At 65.7% G+C, this 20,419-nt stretch carries 18 protein-coding genes; 11 read left to right on the top strand and 7 right to left on the bottom strand.

Annotated features, from left to right (window positions below; genetic code table 11):
• Nucleotide 1: 1 nt before the first annotated feature.
• From J2X92_RS00330 to J2X92_RS00305, 6 genes are read left to right on the top strand one after another with little or no spacing between them, the layout of a single operon-like run.
• On the top strand, nucleotides 2-2,134 hold the full coding sequence (locus J2X92_RS00330; RefSeq protein WP_307572538.1) for an acetate--CoA ligase family protein: 2,133 nt from the start codon (nucleotides 2-4) through the stop codon (nucleotides 2,132-2,134).
• A complete protein-coding gene (locus J2X92_RS00325) occupies nucleotides 2,131-2,889 on the top strand; it encodes an SDR family NAD(P)-dependent oxidoreductase (RefSeq protein WP_307572537.1) in 759 nt (252 codons plus the stop codon). Before J2X92_RS00330 ends, J2X92_RS00325 begins: the two co-directional genes overlap by 4 nt.
• Entirely contained in the window at nucleotides 2,886-3,266 is a 381-nt protein-coding gene (locus tag J2X92_RS00320; protein WP_307572535.1) for a VOC family protein, read from the top strand. The genes J2X92_RS00325 and J2X92_RS00320 overlap by 4 nt, the downstream gene beginning before the upstream one ends.
• Entirely contained in the window at nucleotides 3,263-3,808 is a 546-nt protein-coding gene (locus J2X92_RS00315) for a nuclear transport factor 2 family protein (RefSeq protein ID WP_307572534.1), read from the top strand. Before J2X92_RS00320 ends, J2X92_RS00315 begins: the two co-directional genes overlap by 4 nt.
• A 14-nt stretch (nucleotides 3,809-3,822) precedes the next feature.
• The gene (locus tag J2X92_RS00310; RefSeq protein ID WP_307572533.1) at nucleotides 3,823-4,980 is read left to right on the top strand and encodes an SDR family NAD(P)-dependent oxidoreductase; all 1,158 of its coding nucleotides are present in this window, start codon (nucleotides 3,823-3,825) and stop codon (nucleotides 4,978-4,980) included.
• Complete coding sequence (locus tag J2X92_RS00305) at nucleotides 4,977-5,132, top strand: hypothetical protein (protein ID WP_307572531.1); 156 nt, start codon at nucleotides 4,977-4,979, stop codon at nucleotides 5,130-5,132. Before J2X92_RS00310 ends, J2X92_RS00305 begins: the two co-directional genes overlap by 4 nt.
• A gap of 108 nt (nucleotides 5,133-5,240) precedes the next feature.
• On the opposite strand, the gene J2X92_RS00300 is transcribed toward J2X92_RS00305, so the two are convergent.
• A complete protein-coding gene (locus J2X92_RS00300) occupies nucleotides 5,241-5,759 on the bottom strand; it encodes an Lrp/AsnC family transcriptional regulator (protein ID WP_307572530.1) in 519 nt (172 codons plus the stop codon).
• Nucleotides 5,760-5,851: 92 nt separating this feature from the next.
• Here J2X92_RS00300 and J2X92_RS00295 point away from each other — a divergent pair, with 92 nt between their 5' ends.
• Nucleotides 5,852-9,454: an indolepyruvate ferredoxin oxidoreductase family protein gene (locus tag J2X92_RS00295; protein WP_307572529.1), complete on the top strand. Its 3,603-nt coding sequence runs from the start codon at nucleotides 5,852-5,854 to the stop codon at nucleotides 9,452-9,454.
• Nucleotides 9,455-9,536: 82 nt separating this feature from the next.
• Here J2X92_RS00295 and J2X92_RS00290 read toward each other — a convergent pair whose 3' ends face one another.
• Nucleotides 9,537-9,995: a hypothetical protein gene (locus J2X92_RS00290; protein ID WP_307572528.1), complete on the bottom strand. Its 459-nt coding sequence runs from the start codon at nucleotides 9,993-9,995 to the stop codon at nucleotides 9,537-9,539.
• 282 nt (nucleotides 9,996-10,277) lie between these two features.
• On the opposite strand from J2X92_RS00290, the gene J2X92_RS00285 reads away from it, so the two are divergent.
• A complete protein-coding gene (locus tag J2X92_RS00285) occupies nucleotides 10,278-12,674 on the top strand; it encodes a DNA polymerase II (RefSeq protein ID WP_307572527.1) in 2,397 nt (798 codons plus the stop codon).
• A 347-nt stretch (nucleotides 12,675-13,021) separates the two neighbouring features.
• Here the strand turns inward: J2X92_RS00285 and J2X92_RS00280 are convergent, their stop codons facing one another.
• The 4 genes from J2X92_RS00280 to J2X92_RS00265 form a co-directional block, all read right to left on the bottom strand.
• Nucleotides 13,022-13,183 (bottom strand): hypothetical protein, encoded by a 162-nt coding sequence (locus J2X92_RS00280; RefSeq protein ID WP_307572525.1) that lies wholly within the window; start codon nucleotides 13,181-13,183, stop codon nucleotides 13,022-13,024.
• Between the two features lie 475 nt (nucleotides 13,184-13,658).
• Nucleotides 13,659-15,062, bottom strand: coding sequence for a HipA domain-containing protein (locus J2X92_RS00275; protein ID WP_307572524.1), 1,404 nt, complete (start codon nucleotides 15,060-15,062; stop codon nucleotides 13,659-13,661).
• 156 nt (nucleotides 15,063-15,218) lie between these two features.
• Nucleotides 15,219-15,737, bottom strand: a complete 519-nt coding sequence (locus J2X92_RS00270; protein WP_307572523.1) for a M23 family metallopeptidase — start codon at nucleotides 15,735-15,737, stop codon at nucleotides 15,219-15,221.
• A 32-nt stretch (nucleotides 15,738-15,769) separates the two neighbouring features.
• Nucleotides 15,770-16,810 carry a L,D-transpeptidase family protein gene (locus J2X92_RS00265; RefSeq protein WP_307572522.1) on the bottom strand — a complete coding sequence of 347 codons (1,041 nt, stop codon included), beginning with the start codon at nucleotides 16,808-16,810 and terminating at the stop codon, nucleotides 15,770-15,772.
• 264 nt (nucleotides 16,811-17,074) lie between these two features.
• On the opposite strand from J2X92_RS00265, the gene J2X92_RS00260 reads away from it, so the two are divergent.
• Both J2X92_RS00260 and J2X92_RS00255 read left to right on the top strand, forming a co-directional pair.
• Entirely contained in the window at nucleotides 17,075-17,293 is a 219-nt protein-coding gene (locus J2X92_RS00260; RefSeq protein ID WP_307572521.1) for a hypothetical protein, read from the top strand.
• Nucleotides 17,294-17,441: 148 nt separating this feature from the next.
• On the top strand, nucleotides 17,442-17,795 hold the full coding sequence (locus tag J2X92_RS00255; protein ID WP_307572520.1) for a hypothetical protein: 354 nt from the start codon (nucleotides 17,442-17,444) through the stop codon (nucleotides 17,793-17,795).
• 876 nt (nucleotides 17,796-18,671) lie between these two features.
• Here the strand turns inward: J2X92_RS00255 and J2X92_RS00250 are convergent.
• Nucleotides 18,672-19,601, bottom strand: a complete 930-nt coding sequence (locus tag J2X92_RS00250) for a LysR family transcriptional regulator (protein ID WP_307573805.1) — start codon at nucleotides 19,599-19,601, stop codon at nucleotides 18,672-18,674.
• A 124-nt stretch (nucleotides 19,602-19,725) separates the two neighbouring features.
• Here J2X92_RS00250 and J2X92_RS00245 point away from each other — a divergent pair, with 124 nt between their 5' ends.
• Nucleotides 19,726-20,391 carry an RraA family protein gene (locus tag J2X92_RS00245; RefSeq protein ID WP_307572519.1) on the top strand — a complete coding sequence of 222 codons (666 nt, stop codon included), beginning with the start codon at nucleotides 19,726-19,728 and terminating at the stop codon, nucleotides 20,389-20,391.
• Nucleotides 20,392-20,419: the final 28 nt, after the last annotated feature.

Here is a 20,419-nt window from a genome sequence, read left to right as displayed (position 1 = left end):
GATGCCGGTCGTGGAAGTGGGGCGCGGCATGGACGCGCTGTTCAAGCCGCGCTCGATTGCCATCTTCGGGGCGTCGGACGACGTCACCAAGATCGGCGGCCGGCCCCTGCAGTTCCTGCAGAAGTACGGGTACGCGGGCGGCATCTACCCGATCAACCGCAAGGCGGGCCTCGTGCAGTCGCTGCCAGCCTACGCGAGCCTGGACGACGTTCCCGAAGCGCCCGAGCTGGCCGTGGTCGCCGTGCCGCCCGCGGGCGTGCTCGACGCGGTGAAGGATTGCGCCCGGCGCGGCGTGAAAGCCGCGGTCATCCTGTCGGCCGGGTTTTCAGAGATGGGCGAGGAGGGCAGTCGCCTGCAGGCCCAGATCGGCGACGTCGCGCGGTCCACCGGCATGCGCGTGGTCGGCCCCAACTGCCTGGGCGCGATCGGCGTGCCCGACAAGAGCATCGCCACCTTCTCGGTGGCGCTGGAGTCGTCGTTTCCCGTGGCCGGCCCGGTGGGCATCGTCTCGCAGAGCGGTAACCTGGGCAGCTTCACGCTGCGCCTGGCCGGCGAGCGCGGCTTGGGCGTGAGCCGCATGCTGACCACGGGCAACGAATGCGACGTGGACATCGCCGATGCGATCGCCTCGCTCGCTGCGGACCCGGGCACCTCGGTGATCCTGTGCTGCATGGAAACCTGCCGTGACGGCGCGAAGCTGACGCAGGCCATGGCCATGGCCCGCGAGGCGGGCAAACCCCTGGTGGTTCTGAAGGTCGGCGTCTCGGAGGCCGGCAGCGAGGCTGCGGCCTCGCACACCGGCGCGCTGGCCTGTTCCGATGCCGTGTTCGATGCCGTGCTGCGCAACGCCGGCGCCATCCGCGTACCCAGCATCGAGCAACTGCTCGAAGTCGGCCATGCGCTGTCCGTCGTCGGTCCGGCGCGCGTGCCCGGCGGCCACCGCGTGGCCGTGCTCACGGCTTCCGGCGGTTTCGGCGTGCTCTTGGCCGATGCGGCCAGCGCGCAAGGCCTGGCGCTGCCCAAGCTTGCCGCGCAGACGCAGGAGCGCATCCTGTCGATCGTGCCCTTCGCCGCGCCCTCCAACCCGGTCGACATGACGGCGCAGGTGTCGAGCCGGCCCGAGGTGCTGGCCCAGGTGCTGGATGCCGTGGCGCGCGATGCCAGCTGCGATGCGCTGATCCTGCAGTCGGCCAATGCCTTTCATGTGCCCCGGCTGCGCGATGTGTTTCTTGCCGCGCTGGAGCAGGTGCGCAAGGACCATCCTTCGCGACTGATCCTTTTGTGTGCCCGCGCGCCGCAGGACGTGCGCGCCACGCTCAATGCCATGGGCTTTCCCGTGGTCGAAGGCATCGATGCGGCCTGCGCGACCGTGGCGGCGCTGATGCGCTTCGGTGCGCGCGACGCCGCACGGGCTGCGGCGCCGGCCATCGAGCGCGCGCCGCTGGCCGTAGAGGCCTTCGCCACCGAGGCGAGCGCCAAGGCCGTGCTGGCGGAGGCCGGCCTGCCCGTGCCGCGGGAAGCGATCGCCGCCAACCGCGACGAGGCGCTCGCCGCGGCGCGCACGATGGGCTTTCCGCTGGTGCTCAAGATCGTCTCCCCCGACATCGCCCACAAGACCGAGGTCGGCGGCGTGTTCGTCGGCGTGCGCTCCGAAGCGCAGCTGCTCGAGGAGTACGCAAACCTGCTCTCGCGTGTGGCGCAGAAGGCGCCCGAGGCGCGCATCGCCGGCGTGCTCGTCGCGCAGATGGTGCAGGGCGGCGTCGAGCTGATCCTGGGCACCAAGAAGGACCCGATGTTCGGCCCGATGGTGATGGTCGGCCTGGGCGGCATCTTTGCCGAGATCTTCAAGGACGTGGCCCTGCAGCCGGCGCCTGTCGACGAGGCGCAGGCCACCGCCATGCTGCAGTCGCTCAGGGCCTTTGCGCTGCTCGACGGCGCGCGCGGCCGGCCCAAAGCCGATGTGCCGGCGGCGGCGAAGGCCATCGCGGCGCTGTCGCGATTTGCCATGCGCCATGCCGACAGCGTGTCCGAGATCGATATCAACCCCCTGACGGTGCTGGACCTGGGGCGGGGCGCGCATGCGCTGGACGCCCTGCTGGTGCCCGAGCAACCCCTCACGAAAGCCCACCCATGACCCCGTCTCTTTCAGGCCGAGCGGCCTTCATCAGCGGCGCCGGCCACGGCATCGGCCGCGCCACCGCACGCGCCATGGCTCGCTTGGGCGCCACGGTCGGCATCAACGACCTGAAGCCCGAGTTCGTGGAGGAGGCCGTGGCCGAGATCCGCGCGCTGGGCGGCCAGGCCATCGGGCTGCCCAGCGATGTGTCGACGCGCGAAGGCATGCGCGAAGCCGTGGCGCAGTTCACGCGCGATGCGGGGCGGCTGGACATCATGGTCAACAACGCCGCCTGGGTGCGCTACCAGCCGCTGGCGGAGATCACGCCCGAGGTCATGGACCGCATGGTGGAGATCGGCTTCAAGTCGGTGATCTGGGGCATCCAGGCGGCGGCCGAGGCCATGGACCCGGAACGCGGCGGCTCGATCATCAACGTGGCCTCGATCGCAGCCTTCAAGTCGCCCATGCGATCGGTGGTCTACAGCGGCATCAAGGCCGGCGTGCTAGGCATCACCCGGGCATCGGCCGCCGACCTGGGCGCGCGCAACATTCGCGTGAACGCGGTCGCGCCCGGTGCGGTGCCTACCGAGGGCACGGCCAAGCATCGCAACGCAGAGCTCGATGCCCGGCGCATCGCACGCACGCCGCTGGGCCGCCTGGGCACGGTGGAGGACATCGCCGATGCCATCTGCTTCCTGGCTGGCGACAGCTCGCGCTTCTTCAACGCGGACGTGCTGCGCCTGGACGGCGGCGCCTCGGAGACATCGCTGTGAGCGGCGCCGTTGCATCGCCCAAGCGGGTGCAGAACGTGTTCGTCGTGGCGAAGGAGCCGGCCAGCCTGCATGCCTTCTACGAAGGTGCCCTCGGCCTGCCGATGAAGTTTCGCGATGGCGACCGCTGGATCCAGTACGGCGTGGGCAATACCAACGTGGCCCTGGCATGCCTTGAAGAGGCGGCGCCCGCCACCAGCGGGCTGGTGATGGTGCTGGAGGTGGACGACTTCGAAGGCGCGCAGGAACGCATCGTCGCAGCCGGCGGGCAGGTCCTGGGCCTGCGCGACATGGGCGGCCACGGGGCCGTGCTGTCACTGCGCGATCCCGAGGGCAACCTGGTGCAGCTGTTTCGGCGCGCCGCGCCCACTGCTGAATGAGCACACCCGAGCCGATGTCGGCGGGCTTGCAATCGCTGCTGGACCGCGAAGCGATCCGCGACTGCCTGCTGCGGTATTGCCGGGGCATCGACCGCTGCGACGAGGCTGCCTTGCGTTCGGCCTACTGGGAGGACGCCACGGATTGCCACGGCGCGTGGAACGGTAGCGCCGCCGGTTTCATCACTCAGGCATTGGGCCGGCTGCGGCAGGGCGGACGCCGCGTCCACCAGATAACCAACGTGCTGATCGAGCTGCATGGCGAGGTTGCTGCGGTGGAAAGCAGCTTCTTCGCACTGCAGGCGACGGCTGCGCAGCCGGATTGCGAGACCTTCCTTTGCGGCCGTTACGTGGACCGTTTCGAGCGTCGCGGCGTCGAGTGGCGCGTGGCCTCGCGTACCGTGGTCTACGACTGGATCGAGGAGCGCATACGGCCAGAGCTGACGCAAGACGACGCCGCGCTGTTCGGCGTGCGCCAGCCGGTCGGCAGGGCAGCGCCGGACGACGCCGTGTACGCGCTGTTGAGCCACGTGCGCGGCGCCTGAAGTCGCCCGATTGCATGACGACCGATTCGTCGCGCGCGCCTCGTGAGCTTCCTCTGGCCGGGCCGCACACCGTGCTGCTCACCGGCGCCGGTGCGGGCATCGGCCGTGCCACGGCGTTGGCCCTTGCCCGTGCGGGATGGCGCTGCGTGCTGGTCGATGTCGATGCGGGTGCGCTGCGACGTCTCGAGGCCGCCTGGCCGGCCGATGCCGAGCCACCGATGAGCCTCGTGGCCGACCTGACGGATGCGGCGCGGATCGAGCGTCTGGGTCACGAGGTTCCGCCGCTCGATGCATTGATCAACAACGCGGGCCTGTCGGCCGGTGGTGCCGAGGCCACGTCGGGACACGATGACGGCACGGCGGCTCGCCTTCTTGCGCTCAACCTGGCCGCGCCGGCGCGGATGGTGCAGGCCTGTGCGCCGCATCTGCGCCCCGGCGCGCGCATCGTCAATGTGGCTTCCGGCGCAGGCCTGCGCGCGATTCCGTGGCGCGGTCTCTACAGCCCCAGCAAGGCCGGACTGATCGGGCAGAGCCGCGCGTTGGCGCAAGCCCGGCCCGACTGGACCGTGACGACGCTGGCGCCGGGCTTCGTGCGGACCGAACTCGTGAAGCGCCTGATAGAAGGCGGGCGGTTGGACCCTGCGCAGGCGGTGTCGAAAATTCCGCTGGGCCGGATGGCCGAGCCCGAGGACATGGCGCAAGCGTTGTGCTTCTTGGCCAGTCCCGGCGCGCGTGTGCTCACCGGACAAATGCTGGTGCTCGACGGCGGCTCGTCCGTGTGTGCGGAGGAAGCCAGCCGCTACCGGCTTGCGAGCATTCGTCCCTTCCATTCGATACACCCTTGCGTCCGCATCTCGAATCCGTGCGCGAGCCGGCCTGGCATGCAGCACTGGGCGTGTGGGTGCGCGCGCATGCAGGCAACCTCCACCGCGCAGGCTATCCGGCTGTCATCGACGCTCGCGCGCTGGATGCGCAGCCCGGCACGCGGCTGGATGCCGTGCTCGATGCGGCTCGCTGCTTTCGTTCGGGCCACGTCGCACTGGCCAGCCTCACGCTGTTGCTGCCTGCGCCCGAATCGGAGATTGGCTGGCAACTGGCCGGCGATGCCGATGCCGCCCGGATGCTGGTGGCCACGCTGGCCGCTGAATGGGGCGCCCATGGGCTGCGCATGAATGCGCTGGAACTGCCGCAAGGGTTGGCACCGCAGGCCTGCATGCCGCTGCTCGACTACGTGACCGGCCCGCGCGCACAGTTTCTGACCGGGCAGGTGCTTCGGCTGGCCGTGACTCTCGACGACACCGAGAATGACTCAGCTATGGAGTGAACTCCATCGACCGGACCGCTGCGGCGGTCGGAACCAAGCCGGCTGCTGAGCGCGTTGGGTTTCGAATTCGTTGGGGGGCGGTAACGGCCCGCCGGGCGAGCACGCCTCCTAGCGCCGCGAAGGCGACGGCCCCGTCTTCGCGCCGAGCAGGTGGCCGAGCGGCAGCGCCACCTCCGACTTGATCTCGCGCAGGACGATGCTCGAGCGCACGTGCGTCACGCCCGGCAGGCTGAAGAGCACCTCGTGCAGGAAGCGCTCGTAGTGCTTCATGTCCGGCACGGTCACGTGGAGGATGTAGTCCGCGGGCCCAGTGGCCGACACGCAGCGGATGATCTGCGGGCTCGCGGCCACCACCTCCTCGAAGCGCTGCACCATCGCCTCGCTGTGGCGGTCGAGGTTCACCTCGGCCACGGCCGAGACGTGCAGGCCCACCAGTTCAGGGTCGACCCGCGTGGTGTAGCCGCGGATCACGCCGGCGGCCTCCATCTCCTTGATGCGCTTCCAGCAGGGCGTGGGCGAGAGCCCGACGGCCTCGGAAATCTGCTGCACGGTTTGCCGCCCGTCGTGCTGCAGTGCAGAAAGAATCTTGAGGCAATGCTCGTCAAGAGAAACAGAATCAACGTTCATAGAGGTTTCCGAGAGGATTCTTCTTCAAACAAGGGTCTGCGCGAGTGTATTGAAGAAACACTTACTCGGGGGGCGGCGGAACAATTCCGGGCATGAACGCACCCCACAAGACGACCGCGCTCCGGCGGCCCGACTACCAGCTTTCCGACAACCTTTGGGCCGATGCCGGCGCAGTCTTCCTCACCGGCACGCAGGCGCTGATCCGCATCCTGGCGATGCAGAAACAGCGCGACGCGGCGCGCGGCCTGCACACGCAGGGCTTCGTCAGCGGATACCGCGGCTCGCCACTGGGCATGGTCGATCAGGCCATCTGGAAAGCCGGCGAACGCTTCAAGAAGACCGGCATCCGCTTCGTGCCCGCGGTAAACGAGGAGCTCGCGGCCACGCAGGTGCTCGGCACGCAGCGCGTGGAGTCCGACCCCGAGCGCACGGTCGACGGCGTCTATGCGATGTGGTACGGCAAGGGGCCGGGCGTGGACCGCGCGGGCGACGCGCTCAAGCACGGCAATGCCTACGGCTCGTCGCCGCGCGGCGGCGTGTTGGTGGTGGCTGGCGACGACCACGGCTGCGTGTCGTCGTCGATGCCGCACCAGAGCGACCACGCCTTCATGGCATGGCGCATGCCCGTGATGCAGCCCGCGAGCGTGGCCGAGTACCTGGAGTTCGGCCTGTACGGCTACGAGCTCTCGCGCTATTCGGGCGCGTGGGTCGGCATGGCGGCGCTGTCCGAGATCGTCGAGAGCGCCGGCACCGTGGACCTCGACGCGGTGAACGCGCGCGTTGCCGCCTGGGAAGACGCCGATGCCGTGCGCGCCGCCACCGGTCACCGCCCGCCGGCGGACGGATTGCACTACCGATGGCCCGACCTGCCGTCGCTGCGCATCGAATCGCGGCTGGAGGACAAGCTCGCGGCCGTGGCCGCATTCACGCAGCGCAACAGCATCGACCGCCACGTCATCGTGAGCCGGCACGCCAAGGTGGGCATCGTCACCTGCGGCAAGGCGCACCACGACCTGATGGAGGTGCTGCGGCGCCTGGAACTCTCGCCCGCGCAGCTCGCGCGCGCCGGCGTGCGGCTCTACAAGGTGGGGCTGAGCTTTCCGGTCGAGCAGACGCGTATCAAGGACTTCGCGCGTGGGCTCGAAGAGATCCTCGTCGTGGAAGAGAAGGGGGCGGTGGTTGAGACACAGCTGCGCGACATCTTCTACAACGCGCCCGCCGATGCGCGCCCCGTGCTCGTGGGCAAGCACGATCGCGCGGGCCTGCCGCTGGTGTCGGCCCTGGGGGAGCTGCGCCCTTCGCGCCTCATCGAACTGGTCGCGCACTGGCTGGCCGTGCACTTTCCCGACAACCACGAACTGGGCGACCATCTGCAGCATGTGCGCGACTTCACGCCGCCCGAGCTGCTGGGCAATGCGAGCGATGCCGTCAAGCGCCTGCCGTATTTCTGCGCCGGCTGCCCGCACAACACCAGCACCAAGGTGCCCGAGGGATCGACCGCGCGCGCGGGCATCGGCTGCCACTTCATGGCCAACTGGATGGACCGCAGCACCGCGGGCCTCATCCAGATGGGCGGCGAGGGTGTCGACTGGATTTCGCACGCGATGTTCACGAAGACGCCACATGTTTTCCAGAACCTAGGCGACGGCACCTACTACCACTCGGGCTACCTGGCGATCCGCCAGGCCGTCGCCGCCAAGGCCACGCTCACCTACAAAATCTTGTTCAACGACGCGGTCGCGATGACCGGCGGGCAGCCGGTGGACGGGGTCATCAGCGTGGACGCGATCGCGCGGCAGGTGGAGTCGGAAGGCGTCACCAAGGTGGTTGTCGTGAGCGACGCCATCGGCAAGTACGACGCCATCAAGAACCGCTTTCCGCACGGCACCGAGTTCCACGACCGCGCCGCGCTCGACGAGGTGCAGCGGCGCCTGCGCGAAATGCCCGGCGTGACCGTGCTGATCTACGAGCAGACCTGCGCCGCCGAGAAGCGCCGCCGACGCAAGAAGGGCGAGCTGGCCGATCCGCCCAAGCGCCTGTTCATCAACGAGGCCGTGTGCGAAGGCTGCGGCGACTGCACCGTGCAGAGCAACTGCGTGGCGGTGCTGCCGCACGAGACGTCCATGGGCCGCAAGCGCAAGATCGACCAGACCAGCTGCAACAAGGACTACTCCTGCGCCAAGGGCTTCTGCCCCAGCTTCGTGGGCGTCAGCGGCGGCAAGCTGCGCCGCAAGAGCGGGGCGCTCGCGGCCGGGCGCGATGCCTTCCTGCACCGCGTGGCCGCACTGCCGCATCCGGCGCCGCACGCGTGGACCGGCCCGTACGACCTGCTGGTGACCGGCGTGGGCGGCACCGGCGTGGTGACGGTCGGCGCGGTCATCGCGATGGCCGCGCACCTCGAAGGCAAGGCGGCCAGCGTGCTCGATTTCATGGGCTTCGCGCAAAAGGGCGGCTCGGTGCTGAGTTTCGTGCGGCTGGCCGACACACCAGAGCGACTGAACCAGGTGCGCATCGACACGCAGCAGGCCGACGCCATCCTCGCGTGCGACGTGGTGGTGGGCGCCTCGTCCGACGCGCTGCAGACCGTGCGGCACGGGCGCACGCGCGTGCTCGCGAACATCCACGAGATTCCGGTGGCCGAGTCCCTGCGCAACCCCGATGCCGAGCTGCATGTGGACCTGCTGCTCGAGAAGATGCGCTTCGTCGCGGGCGAGGAACAGGTCGAGACCTTCGACGCACAGAGCCTGGCCGAAGAGTTCCTCGGCGACACGCTGGCCGCGAACATCGTCGCGACCGGCTATGCCTGGCAGCGCGGCCTCGTGCCGCTGAGCCTGGAGGCGCTGATGCATGCGATCGAACTCAACGGCGTGGCCGTGGCCGCCAACCAGTCGGCGTTCTCGCTGGGCCGGCTTGCAGCGGGCGCCCCTGCGGCGCTCGACCAACTGCGAGCGACGCCGATGGACCCGCAGGCGCAGCAGGCCGACGAGCGGCCGCTGGACGCGCTCGTCGCCGATGCGCGCCGCCATCTCACTGGCTACCAGAACGCCGCATGGGCTGCGCGCTTCGAGCAGCGCATCCGCGCGCTGCAGGCGGCCGAGTCTGCGCTGCCGGGCGGCGACGCGAGCCTGCCCTTCACACGCAACGCGGCGCGCAGCCTGTTGAAGCTCATGAGCTACAAAGATGAGTACGAGGTCGCGCGCCTCTACACCGACGGCGCGTTCCTGCAGAACCTCAAGGACCAGTTCGAAGGCGACCTCAAGCTCGAATTCCACATGGCGCCGCCGCTGCTCTCTCGCGCCGCGCACGGTCGGGCGCCCGCCAAGATCCGCCTGGGCGCGTGGATGCTGCCGGCGATGAAGTGGCTGGCGCACGGCAAGCGCCTGCGCGGCACGGGCTTCGACCTGTTCGGCTACACGCAGGAGCGCCGGATGGAGCGCGCACTCATCGCCCAGTTCGACCAGCGGCTCGATGAGTTGACTGCCGATCTCTCCTGCGCCAACCAGCAGCTCGCCGCGCAACTCGCGGCGCTGCCGCTCTCGATCCGCGGCTTCGGGCATGTGAAGCTGGCCAACCTTGTGCTTGCCACCGAGCGCGAGGCGCACCTGCTGCACCGCTTCTCGCCGCAGCGCTATCCCCGGCCCGACAAGCATGCGAAGGCGGGGCAGTTCAAGGGGATTGCGGTCGTGTCACAGTGATCGAAGCTGCGCCCCAGGGCGCGGCTGCCGGATTTGCCTTCAACACCGGGCGCTCGTTTGGTGGGCCCTTGTTGTCGCCTGTTCAATCCAAGTAGTCAATGAACTGCGGAATCACCTCGCGCAGGAAGCTAATTTCCTCTGTAGGAATGCTGCGCGACTCCAAGTCGAAATGGATGAAGGTGCCATAAGGCGTGCCGCATCCTCGCGTCAGCAGCCGACCGTAGTACGACTCGACCATGCCGACATAAGGTCGGTTCGTCAGGCGCTGATCTCCGGAGGCATGGCTGGTCATGAACTCGCCGTGCTCGAGCGCGTGCTGGCAGAAGCTCTTGCCCAGAGGCACCACCTTCAACCAGGTGCGGTATTCAGAGTCGCGGTCGAAGGCATGCGCCGCACGCATCACGTCGCCGTTCAATTTGTAGATCGCCGTGAACCGATAGGACGTCCTATCGTTGAGCAAGGCCAGCGCCGGAACGATCCCGCGGCTGGCAAGAAGGCTGCGAACGGTCGCAGCGGGCGCGGGCAGGTCGACGTTGAGCATGAGTATCTTGGTTGGGGTGCGGGCGGAATATTACGTAGTTCTTACTGTTCTCCGGAACAGGGTTTGACCCATATCTCGTCAACGCAAACCCTGAGAGTGCCCCGCGAGTCTCGCGGGCTCTGCACCTTCGACTGGCCAGAGGCTTCCGAAATGCTCGCGCCGGCTCGTGGCGAGCGCGTCGATCGGGCAATCGTCCCCTGCAGATAGCAGCTGCACACGGTCAGGTGAAAATCACCTGCCCCCAAGTCCGCCTTCCCGCTCGATCCGACTTTCTAAGCTCCCGTGACATCCACTGAACTCAAGGGCTTTATCCTCACGCGCCACTGGCGAGATGCGCCCGCCGGAACGGAGATCGAGTACTGGCTGGCTACCGACGCGGGGCCGAGGAAAGTGGTCCTGACCGCGCGGACCAGCGTTGCGTTCGTCGCCACCCGGCACAGGGCGGCGGTCGAAGCACAGCTCGCGGTCATGCCGGGCGTGCAGCTGCGTGCGCTCGCGCTCAAGACCTTTCGTCGGGAAGCTGTCCTCGGTGTCTATGCGAAGCACTTCCGCCAGCTCGGTCGGCTGGCACGCGCCCTCGACGCGCAGGGCATTCCCCTGCTCGAGGCCGACGTGCGGCCGCACGACCGCTACCTGATGGAACGCTTCATCACCGCGGGCGTGCGGGTGGAAGGAGGGCGTTCAGAGCGCGCCACCATCGTCGACTGCAAGCTCAAGCCCGCGCCCGAATTCCGGCCCGTGCTGAAGGTCGTGTCGCTGGACATCGAGACGAGCCAGAACGAAGCGCTCTATTCCATCGCGCTGGATGGCATGGCGGAGCGTGTCGTCTTCATGCTGGGCGAGCCGCCACACGAGCCGCCATCGGACGCGCCATCTGAATCGGATGAGCCCATGGCCTTTTCGCTGATCTACTGCCCGTCGCGCCAAGTCATGCTCGAGAAGCTCAACGACTGGCTCGAGCGCAACGACCCCGACGTCGTCATCGGCTGGAACGTCATCCAGTTCGACCTGCGCGTGCTGCAGAAGACGGCCGACAACTGCGGCGTGCAACTCCTTCTGGGACGAGAGCGCCGCCCCATCGAGTGGCGAACCCATCCGGGCAAGCAGGGCTATCTGTTCGCGCCCACACCGGGGCGAGTCGTCATCGACGGCATCGACGCACTCAAGGCCGCCGTGTGGAGCTTCCCGTCCTTCAGCCTCGAGACCGTCTCGCAAGCGCTGCTCGGCGAAGGCAAGGCTATTGGCGACGCATACGACAAGATGGCGGAGATCGAACGGCGCTACCAGGAAGACAAGCCCGCGCTCGCGATCTACAACATCAAGGACTGCGAACTGGTCCTGCGCATCTTCGACAAGACGAAGCTGCTGCAGTTCGTGATGGAGCGGGCCCAGACCACCGGCCTGCAGGCCGATCATTTCGGCGGTTCCATCGCCGCGTTCAGCCACCATTACATGCCGCGGATGCACCGCCTGGGCTACGTGGCGCCCAACGTGGGCGAGATTCCGAGCAAGGCCTACCCCGGCGGCTACGTCATGGACTCGAAGCCGGGGTTTTACGACTCGGTCGTGGTGCTGGACTACAAGAGCCTCTATCCCTCGATCATCCGGACCTTCCTGGTCGACCCGGTGGGCCTGGTCGAGGGCTCGGAGGCTGGCGACCCGGCCCTGCGCGTCCATGGGCCGCAGGGGACCGTCTTCTCGCGCGACAGACATTGCCTGCCCGCGATCGTGACCACGCTCTGGCGCGCCCGGGACGAGGCCAAGCGGACGGAGAACGAGCCGCTGTCCCAGGCGCTGAAGCTGCTCATGAACTCCTTCGCCGGCGTGCTGGGGGCGGCCGAGTGCCGGTTCTTCAATCCCGCGCTGGTGTCCGCCGTGACCCTGCGCGGGCACGAGATGATGAAACGCACGCGCGAGTTCGTGGAGGAGCGTGGCTACGAGGCCATCTACGGCGATACCGATTCCATCTTCGTATGGCTCAAGAGCCCCCACACCAACGAGGCGGCGCATGCCGTCGCGGCCAGCCTGGCCGCCGACATCAACGACTGGTGGGCCCGCGGGCTGCGGGAGGCGCAGGGCCTGGAGAGTTTTCTCGAAATCGAGGTCGACACCCACTACAAGAAGTTCTTCATGCCCACCATTCGCGGCTCGGAGGTCGGCAGCAAGAAGCGCTACGCGGGGCTCGGTGCCGATGCCACGGGCAAGGAGGCGATGGTGTACCGCGGACTGGAGATGGCGCGCAGCGACTGGACGCCGCTGGCGCGGCAGTTCCAGGAGGGCCTGCTTTCACGCATCTTTCAGGGCGAGCCCTACAAGCCGTTCGTGACCAACTATGCGAGGTCGACGCTGGCTGGCGACAAGGATGCACTGCTCATCTACCGCAAGCGCCTGCGCCATCGGCTCGACGCCTACTTGGTCAACGTGCCGCCGCAGGTCCGGGCCGCCCGCATGGCCGACGAACACAACGGCCGGGTCGGCCGGCCCATGCAATACCAGAAGGGCGGCTGGATCGAATACGTCATGACACGAAACGGGCCGGAGCCGCTGGAAACCCGCCATTCGCCCATCGACTACGAACACTACCTCACCCGGCAGCTCCAGCCGATTGCCGATGCCATTCTTCAGCCCCTCGGAGAAAATTTCATGGCCCTGACGACTTCACAACGCGGGCTCTTCTAGCCGGGTAAATAGGTTCTCAATGGCTCCGTCGCCAGGCAGGGCGAAGATGACTGGCCGCGATCTGCGGCATCCCCGGTGAAGCGTTGCCGGGCCCGCTCCGGTCCGTTCCCGCTGGGATCGCGCCCGGCGCGCGTGGCTCATACAAAGGTGACAGCGGTCGGCATCGAGGCGTTTCCCTGAGCAATTGCTTTTCTCCCCTTGCCTCTACCGGCGCCGACCGCTGTCGAGAGGCAGTGTGCGCGAGGCGAGTGAAGCCGGCGTGAAGTCTGTGCGGTAGTCGCGTGAAACGATACCTGGGGTCCTGGTATGAGCCACCCTTGATCGAGCCATGGTTGGACGCGTGTGGTTCAACGTGCTCCGACGGACCTGCGATGACGGCTTTGCAGGGCCGTCGCCGCACGGTCGACGCTCAACAATCCAAGAAACATCGCGATCGCGCCCGCCACGGTCATGCCCAGCATCGAGGGGGTGGCATCCCCATAGCAATCGCGTTCCAGCAGAAACGGCATCAGGTGTTCGTATCTCATAACGACAAGCAACGCGCCCATCAAAAGGCCAACTGCCAGCACCACCGAAACGACCGCATTAGGACGGTGTAGCCAAGGCGAATTGTCCAGCGCCCGGAAAAGGGAATGCACCAGCTGGACACACCCAGCCACGCGATGGATCCCAGGATCAACAAAGGCGCGGCGAGGGGGTATACGAAGTCTTGCGTGGCCGCACACGGGTCCGGGGATTGTGTGACGCTTCCCAGCAGGAACAGAAGACACGCGAATAGCGCTGCGCCGCACAAGGGTTTGATGAGCATGGTCAAGAGGGTAGCAAGCGATGGGCGATCGGACCGACATCGGCACCGTGTCGTGGCATCCCTCTTCACGTGGCTCGCTTGGTCTTGCCCGTGCCGGGGGTCCAGCCTTGCCACCTCGAACTAAGGGCTGCAACCGGTTCATTGAGCCCCCGGCGCCGCGCAGAACGCAGCACTGCTCAATGCGGCTGCTTCGTATCGCCTGCTGAATCTCGGCCAGGGACCTCCGGCACGGGTAGCAGCGGGGCCACGACCTCACCAATGTGTTGAGCGTTCCTCGCGCCGATTTCGCGCATCTCCGATGAGAGCCGCGGGTCCGCTGCGGCAGCTGTCCAGAAGCGGTGTGCCGCGTCGAACGCCTGCTCCCAGACGTCAGGCCTGGCCCCCAGCGACTGAAACGATGGCGTGACGAGCCGCAAGGGCGGCTCGATGCCGCCGCCGACGGGCGCATACATCATGGGGAGCATGTCGTAGGCCGGCGATACCTCGGTAGGCCGCCCGCGCTCGTCGGTCATGAGCGAGAGATTCTCAAAGTGCCGATCGCCATTGCCGATCAGCTCTGAGAAGGCGGTCAGCACGAGGATCCGCCGCACGGAGCCAGGCCCGATCATTCCCGCTTCCTCGCAGCGCTGCGCGAACGATGGCCAGTTGTCCCGCATCCCGAACAGCTCGTCATCGATCGCCCCTGCGGAGATCATTCCCCGGCGGCCGAACCGCCCGATGCGGTCGAAGCGCTCGACCTCCAGGAAGCCGTACTCTTCCATCTCGAAGTAGCAAGCCGGAGCCGCTGGCATCCCGGACTCGCCGAGCGCGCGCAACGCCAATTCCTCCAGGATGAGCATCTCCGAGGAGCGGGTCCCGGCGCGTGCGAACTTCACAATGAGATGCCCCTTCGCCTCTGTCTCGCACGTGAACTTGGGCTCTTCGCCCCCCGCGCTGCTGCCGATGCCCGTCTGGCTCGTCGCGTTCGCCAAATCCTGGTAGGCCCGAGGAATGTCGGCGGTCGCAATCGGCGGGACCTGCCGCGACGCCATGTGGGCCGCGAACGAGCTGGCGCCCCACATGAGTGAGCCAGCCACATCCGAGCCGACCGAGCAGAGGAACTTCACCCGGTGATCGTCGGACCAGTCGCGAAGGGAGAAGGGCACGCCAATCTCTCTGGCCACCACCTTCGCGATCCGTGCGCCGAGGTAGCCGGAAGGCGCAGCGAAGGCCATGGCCGGCGGCAGCCCTTCGTGCAAGCGGCTGTCTGGACCGCCCAGATCGACCCAGGTGCCTCCCCGGAGAAAGTTGACAGCGCCAATCTCGGCGACCCGACCGTCCTCGCTCACCCGGAAGATGGGCTGAGGGGTGGGCACGGGTTCGGTGCGGACGAGTGCGTAGCGCGGCGTGCGCACGCCAGGCTCCCGGAACCGAATTACTTCGCCACCAAATTCCTGAATAGTCCGTGAGAAGGTCGCCTGACTCACTTGCAGAACAGCAAGCAATTCGTCAACGGGCCGCGGTCCTTGGGAAAGAGCGTGACGGACGAGCGTCTTTCTGTCGGAGTCTCGAGTCCCCGGCAACAGGTTTGCGCCGCTCATTGAATAATTGAATGAATAGTTCGATGAACCACAAGTCTACTACACCGCAAGATTGTCGGCGCTTGCCTGCGGTCCCGCTGCGGGCGCACTAGCCGCAATCGCGGCGGCCGAGCGGGGCGACGGCGTGGCAGGCGATCGCGTCTACGCGAGGCCTGGTCATCGGGCGGCGCGCCACGCGCAATAGGGGTTCAGCGCTTCGCCCTTCCACCATTGCTTTTCCGGACCGAGCACAAATACCGCGAAATGCAAGTGTGGCGCGTCGGGCGCGGCGTTGCCGGTCGTGCCGACATATCCGATCAGGTCGCCACCCCGAAGCTGCATGCCTTCATGCAGGCCTTCCGCATAGCGGTCCAGGTGCGCGTAGTAATAGACAAGTTGGCCTGCCGGGTCGAATTGATAGACGGTGAGTCCGCCTGGCTTGCTTTCGAACAGTTTGACCAGCTTGCCGTCTTCCACGGCGCGCACGGGCGTCCCGCGCGGGGCCATGATGTCGAGCGCCTCATGGCGGCGGCCGAGGCGTCCGTCCAGGAACGTGTCCCGGACGGTTTCGGGCCGGATGCCGTCGACTGGAAACTGCAGCGCGCGGGCGGCGAGTGTCGCTGGCCAGGCACTGTCGTCACAAGCCTCTGCAATCGCCCAGCCTGGCACGGCGAGGCAAGCCACAGCCATCGCCATTTGCCTTCGAGACACGTGCATCGGCAGTCTTTTCAGGCTTTCACGTTGACTGCGAAGCCCGCTTTTGCCAGCTGCGACAAGCGTGCCGCATCCCAGTTGGTCAGGTGGATGCAACCATTGGTTGTCGCAGTACCCACGCGTTCAGGCGCCGGGGTGCCGTGGATGCCCCAGTGCGGCTTCGACAGCCCCATCCAGACGTTGCCGATCGGGTTGTTTGGACCAGCGGGGATATCGACCTTCGCCGCGCCGGCCGGCGCCTTCTTCAGGATCGCCGGATCGTACGTGAAGGTGGGGTCCTTCACTTCGTTGATGATTTTCATCTTGCCCAAGGGCAGCGGGTCCAGAGGCCCGCCGATGCTGATAGGAAAGCCGGCGAGCGGCTTGCCCGACTCGTCGAGCACGAACAGCATGTGATCGCTCTTGTCGATCTCGATCGACGCAGCGGCCTTGACGACACTGGCATCTGCCGTGCTCGTGATGTTGACAACCACGATTTCCTCACGCGCCTCGAATTTGGCACCGGCATTCAGGGCGAGCAAGGCCTTGGGAGACATGTGGTGTTTCTCCGAAAGGGCTTCCTTCAGATTCTCATAGCCGGACGTTTTCATCTTGGCTCGCTCGGCCATCGCCCGCGGCGTCGCCGCAAAGGGACCCGCCGCGTCCTTCTCGGTGATTGCATAGATGGCGAACAATGGCGCAGTGTCGGCCTTTAGCGAGGTCCACGTCGCAGCATCGACCTTGCCGCTCTGCTCAAGACCATTTGCCTGCTGGTAGGCCTTCACCACGCGGCGCATGTTGGCGCCGAAACCGCCGTCGATTTCGCCGGGCGAGAACCACGCGCGATCGAGCAGGATCTGCGCTCGCATGACCGCGGCCCCGCGCGAGCCTTGCGCGAGCACCGGTGTTTCCTCGGCTGCATTGAGCCTGTCGAGCGCAGCGGGGCCCGATATGCCGGACCGATTCTTCGGGTCGTTTTTCGCTCCCGCATGGGCAAGCCACGACGTGGCGCCTGTGACGCTGACAGCAAGACAGGCCGCATTGCGGAACAAGATTCGACGAGAAGAAATCATCATTGGAGCGCGCGGCACGGAGTGAAGTCCGCCGGACCGTAGAGTGGGCGACGCTTGCGACCTGTAGTCTCAAACAGACATCAAGCCTCGGACTGCACCGCGTTCATCCGAGCCGCGCGCCATCCCAGTCCAGCGTGGCCCCGTCAGCTTCACCAAGCCCGCGTAAGGTCGGAACCCCGGGCGGTGGAGTTCGAGGTCTATGTGCAGAAATGCGTTTATTGGGAATCGGCGCTAAGTCGTTGATTTAGAACGAAGTGGGATTTCCGAGTGAACAGTTTCGTCGCGAGTTTCTTCTCACCAATCCGTTCGCCAGATGTCGCTCTCGCAAATTGTGTTCGTCGGATAAAAACTGCGCGCCTGATCGAGCTGCAGAAGATGGTCGATGACCTCGACGTCGGGCCGCGCGAGGAAGAGGCAGTGAGCGCGAAGGCGAAGAAGAGCGGGCCGGACTTCGGCTTCGGGTTTGGGCTGCCTAGCTTCGAGTAAGTGCGAGCAGGCCACCTCACGCGATGGTCGCTTCTTGTCTGACATCTGGCAGTCGCGCCGAACGGTAGTGTGGTCACATTCTCATTCTGCCGTCCGCCCATTGCTGCTTCACAGCAGCGCTGAGTGGCCCCCGCCCTTACAAAAGCCCATGGGTAAAAGCATTGAAGACCGAGTCGAGCGCACCAACGAAGCGAATCGGAAAGCGCCGGCTGAGCTCACGGTCAAAGAGGCGATGTTGAAGCGAGACACAGATCTCCGTTCGGCAATGCGCAGTTTGAGCAATGCCACAGACAAAACGATCGATGCTGCTGCCAAGCTTCTGCAGGCCAACGACCCAGCCGAGCTAGCAAAGCTGCAAAAATCCCTTCGAGCAGCTGTGAACACGGGTGACTTGGAATCGCACACGCTTGCTGGAGAAATTCGGGCAGTGGCCATGAGGATTTCTCGGCTGGAAGTGGCATTGGCGCGAGCGACCCACCGAACGCGGCGCAGCGCTGCCTAAAGCAGCGCCCCGAAACACAAAGTGGGCGTAAAAGCGAAAAAGAGCGGCCCCGTTTTCGGCTTCGGCTTCGGGCTGCCAAGCTCGGATGAACGCCGGAGCCGGGGATCGCGCTTTCGGGGTCGCTGCCCTGATAGAAGGTGCGCTTGGCCGACAGACACGTTTCATCGCTCGTGCGCAGAAGGGAAGCAAGTGCGGAGGCGCGATGGGTGATCGACATTCCTGTGAGTTGGTCGTGAGCGGGGTTGGCCCTGAGCGTCGGTGCAGCCACCGTCAATATTAGGCTCGCAACCGTCGTCGCGAATCTCATCATGGGGTTGTCCTAGCAACCGCTGTAATTCTTCCGACCGCTGGCCGTGATCGTGTAGGTGCCGCCTCGCGGCCCGGTGTAGCAAGTTTGGCTGGTGGTGCGTGGCGCGGTCTGCTTGTACGCGTTCGCGATGTGGGGGAGGGATGTAGACGGGGCTGCGTGTGGGGCCGAAGGCGTTCCGCTATAGGCCGTGGGCGGAGCAGGACGTCCAGCGGCAGCCCTTAGGCACTCGAGTCGCTTGCTTGCAGGCTCCGTCGCATTGCAAGCCTCCAAGAGAATCGCCGGAGTTTGAGCAAGCGCTGGCACGGAGCCACCGATAGCAATGGCTAGAAAAACAGACCTCATATCTTTTCCCCACTTTCAGCAAGCCCGAATACCTGTCTGTTGAGCTCTCGCTGGCGATTGTCAGAGCGAGCGCCGCGGCGGCGGGGAAAAAAGGGGGTGGATTCGGTGAGGAGAAACCCTGGAGACGTACCCAAATTTCGGGCCGTGGCTTTCGCGTCAACCGCTTTGCACGCGTTCCGTTGGCTCGTCCAACCGGGGCGTCGACGGCCCATGATCTTCGCCCCTCATCCGACAGGATCGGCAGAGGGCCCAGGAGAAGAAATCTCGAACATTCGACTGAAGTCGCAGCATTCCTGAGACAGCATCACGATCGAAGAGATCAACGTACTTCGTTGATCTCCTTTGTACATTGCGACGTACTTCATCACTGGGGGCGCCGGCGTGCACGGAACGACCATCAATGATCCGTTGGTCACCATAGGGGCCAGGCACTTCTCCGGCATGCAGCCGATGCCGAGACCCGATGCGGTGAGACCGATCATGGCTACGAGGTTGTTGACGATGATCACGTTGGACGGCTGAACGCCCAGCGACTTCATCCAGCTGTTGTGAGCCATGCCTGCGCCGGACCTACTGCCCTGAAGCAACAGTCGGCGTGATGCCAATTCATGCAGCCGGAAGGTCTTTCCCGGCTCGACAAACCCCGGCTTGCACATCCAGACACTTGAGAACTCGCCAACCACATGGCTCGGCAGGTGCGCTTCCGCGAACACGTCGGGAACCAGCACCAGGTCCAGTTCGTCCGTCAGAAGTTTCTCCTTGAGATTGCCACTCGTGTCCACGTCAGGCTCGATCGTGACCTTGGGGTAGTAGCGCTGGATAGCGTCCACCAGCCGGTGCAACCAGGTCATGGCGGTGAACTCGGTCACACCAATGCGTACGCGGCGTTCAATAACTTCCGACTTGCCGATCTGGTCGATGGCGGCGTCCCGATGCTCAAGAAGCTTCTTGGCCAACACGAACATTTCCTCGCCTTTTTCGGTCAGGCGCGCCGTGCGCTGAGATCGGTCGAAAAGCTCCAGGTCGAAGCTTGCTTCCAACTCGTGCACCCGTTTCGACACTGCAGATGTCGATGTGTGCAGTTTTTGGGCGGCTTGGGAGAAGCCGCCCAGCTGCACGACCCAGTAAAGAGCCTCCAGCTGCTTGAAGGTCATCATGGCCCGGTAAAACCCTGAACGGTTTCCTTTTGTTCAACTGAACTGCGCGAAAAATTTCGCTTTTTGAAATTTTAGGCAACTTTCACAATTACGCCATCAGATTGATGTTGAGGCGTATGTCATGGTTGCTTCCAGTTTTGCCGTTCACCCCGCACCGCCAGTTGCACCGGCAAATCTGCTGGCTGCCTTTCGGGACGTGGCCACCCCGCACATCAGCGACAACCTGCAGCGCCTGAGCGGCATCGTCGGCCTGCAACGCTTTCACCGGCACAAGAAACTGGTGGGAACGGCGATCACCGTCAAGACCCGTCCGGGCGACAACCTGCTGATCTACAAGGCCCTGATGATGGCTACTCCAGGCCATGTTCTGGTCATCGATGGCGGCGGAGACACCACCAACGCACTGGTGGGCGAACTCATCATGCTTTACGCGCAGCAGCGCGGCTGCACCGGCATCGTTCTCGATGGCGCCATCCGTGATTCAGCGGCCTTTCGCGAGGCCGACTTCCCGTGCTATGCACGTGCCGCTATTCACCGGGGGCCCTACAAGAACGGGCCCGGCGCCGTCAATGTGCCGGTGAGCCTGGGCGGGCAGATCGTGCAACCTGGCGACCTTGTGGTGGCCGATGACGATGGGATCGTGACTTTCTCGCAGAACGAGGCTGCGCGGGTATTGGACGCGATCGAACAGACTGCCCGCTTCGAAGCCGCGATCAAGACGGAGATCGCGAACGGGAAGGTCGAGCAATCGTGGCTCACCAAGGCATTTGCGCCTCACGGGCTCTGAATACCACGGCCGCCACGCCACGCCCCGT

Origin of the sequence: Variovorax paradoxus (genome assembly GCF_030811855.1) — a bacterium.
GTDB lineage: Bacteria > Pseudomonadota > Gammaproteobacteria > Burkholderiales > Burkholderiaceae_C > Variovorax > Variovorax paradoxus_L.
Note: the sequence above shows the minus strand (reverse complement) of the source record. Positions and strands in the feature narration are given on the sequence as shown.

Coding starts and splice junctions, on each gene's coding strand:
- J2X92_RS00330 (WP_307572538.1), top strand. CDS start 2: ATGCCGGTCGTGGAAGTGGGGCGCGGCATGGACGCGCTGTTCAAGCCG.
- J2X92_RS00295 (WP_307572529.1), top strand. CDS start 5,852: ATGAACGCACCCCACAAGACGACCGCGCTCCGGCGGCCCGACTACCAG.
- J2X92_RS00325 (WP_307572537.1), top strand. CDS start 2,131: ATGACCCCGTCTCTTTCAGGCCGAGCGGCCTTCATCAGCGGCGCCGGC.
- J2X92_RS00245 (WP_307572519.1), top strand. CDS start 19,726: ATGGTTGCTTCCAGTTTTGCCGTTCACCCCGCACCGCCAGTTGCACCG.
- J2X92_RS00270 (WP_307572523.1), bottom strand. CDS start 15,737: ATGGCGATGGCTGTGGCTTGCCTCGCCGTGCCAGGCTGGGCGATTGCA.
- J2X92_RS00280 (WP_307572525.1), bottom strand. CDS start 13,183: ATGCCGTTTCTGCTGGAACGCGATTGCTATGGGGATGCCACCCCCTCG.
- J2X92_RS00250 (WP_307573805.1), bottom strand. CDS start 19,601: ATGACCTTCAAGCAGCTGGAGGCTCTTTACTGGGTCGTGCAGCTGGGC.
- J2X92_RS00255 (WP_307572520.1), top strand. CDS start 17,442: ATGGGTAAAAGCATTGAAGACCGAGTCGAGCGCACCAACGAAGCGAAT.
- J2X92_RS00315 (WP_307572534.1), top strand. CDS start 3,263: ATGAGCACACCCGAGCCGATGTCGGCGGGCTTGCAATCGCTGCTGGAC.
- J2X92_RS00305 (WP_307572531.1), top strand. CDS start 4,977: ATGAATGCGCTGGAACTGCCGCAAGGGTTGGCACCGCAGGCCTGCATG.
- J2X92_RS00265 (WP_307572522.1), bottom strand. CDS start 16,810: ATGATGATTTCTTCTCGTCGAATCTTGTTCCGCAATGCGGCCTGTCTT.
- J2X92_RS00290 (WP_307572528.1), bottom strand. CDS start 9,995: ATGCTCAACGTCGACCTGCCCGCGCCCGCTGCGACCGTTCGCAGCCTT.
- J2X92_RS00275 (WP_307572524.1), bottom strand. CDS start 15,062: ATGAGCGGCGCAAACCTGTTGCCGGGGACTCGAGACTCCGACAGAAAG.
- J2X92_RS00310 (WP_307572533.1), top strand. CDS start 3,823: ATGACGACCGATTCGTCGCGCGCGCCTCGTGAGCTTCCTCTGGCCGGG.
- J2X92_RS00300 (WP_307572530.1), bottom strand. CDS start 5,759: ATGAACGTTGATTCTGTTTCTCTTGACGAGCATTGCCTCAAGATTCTT.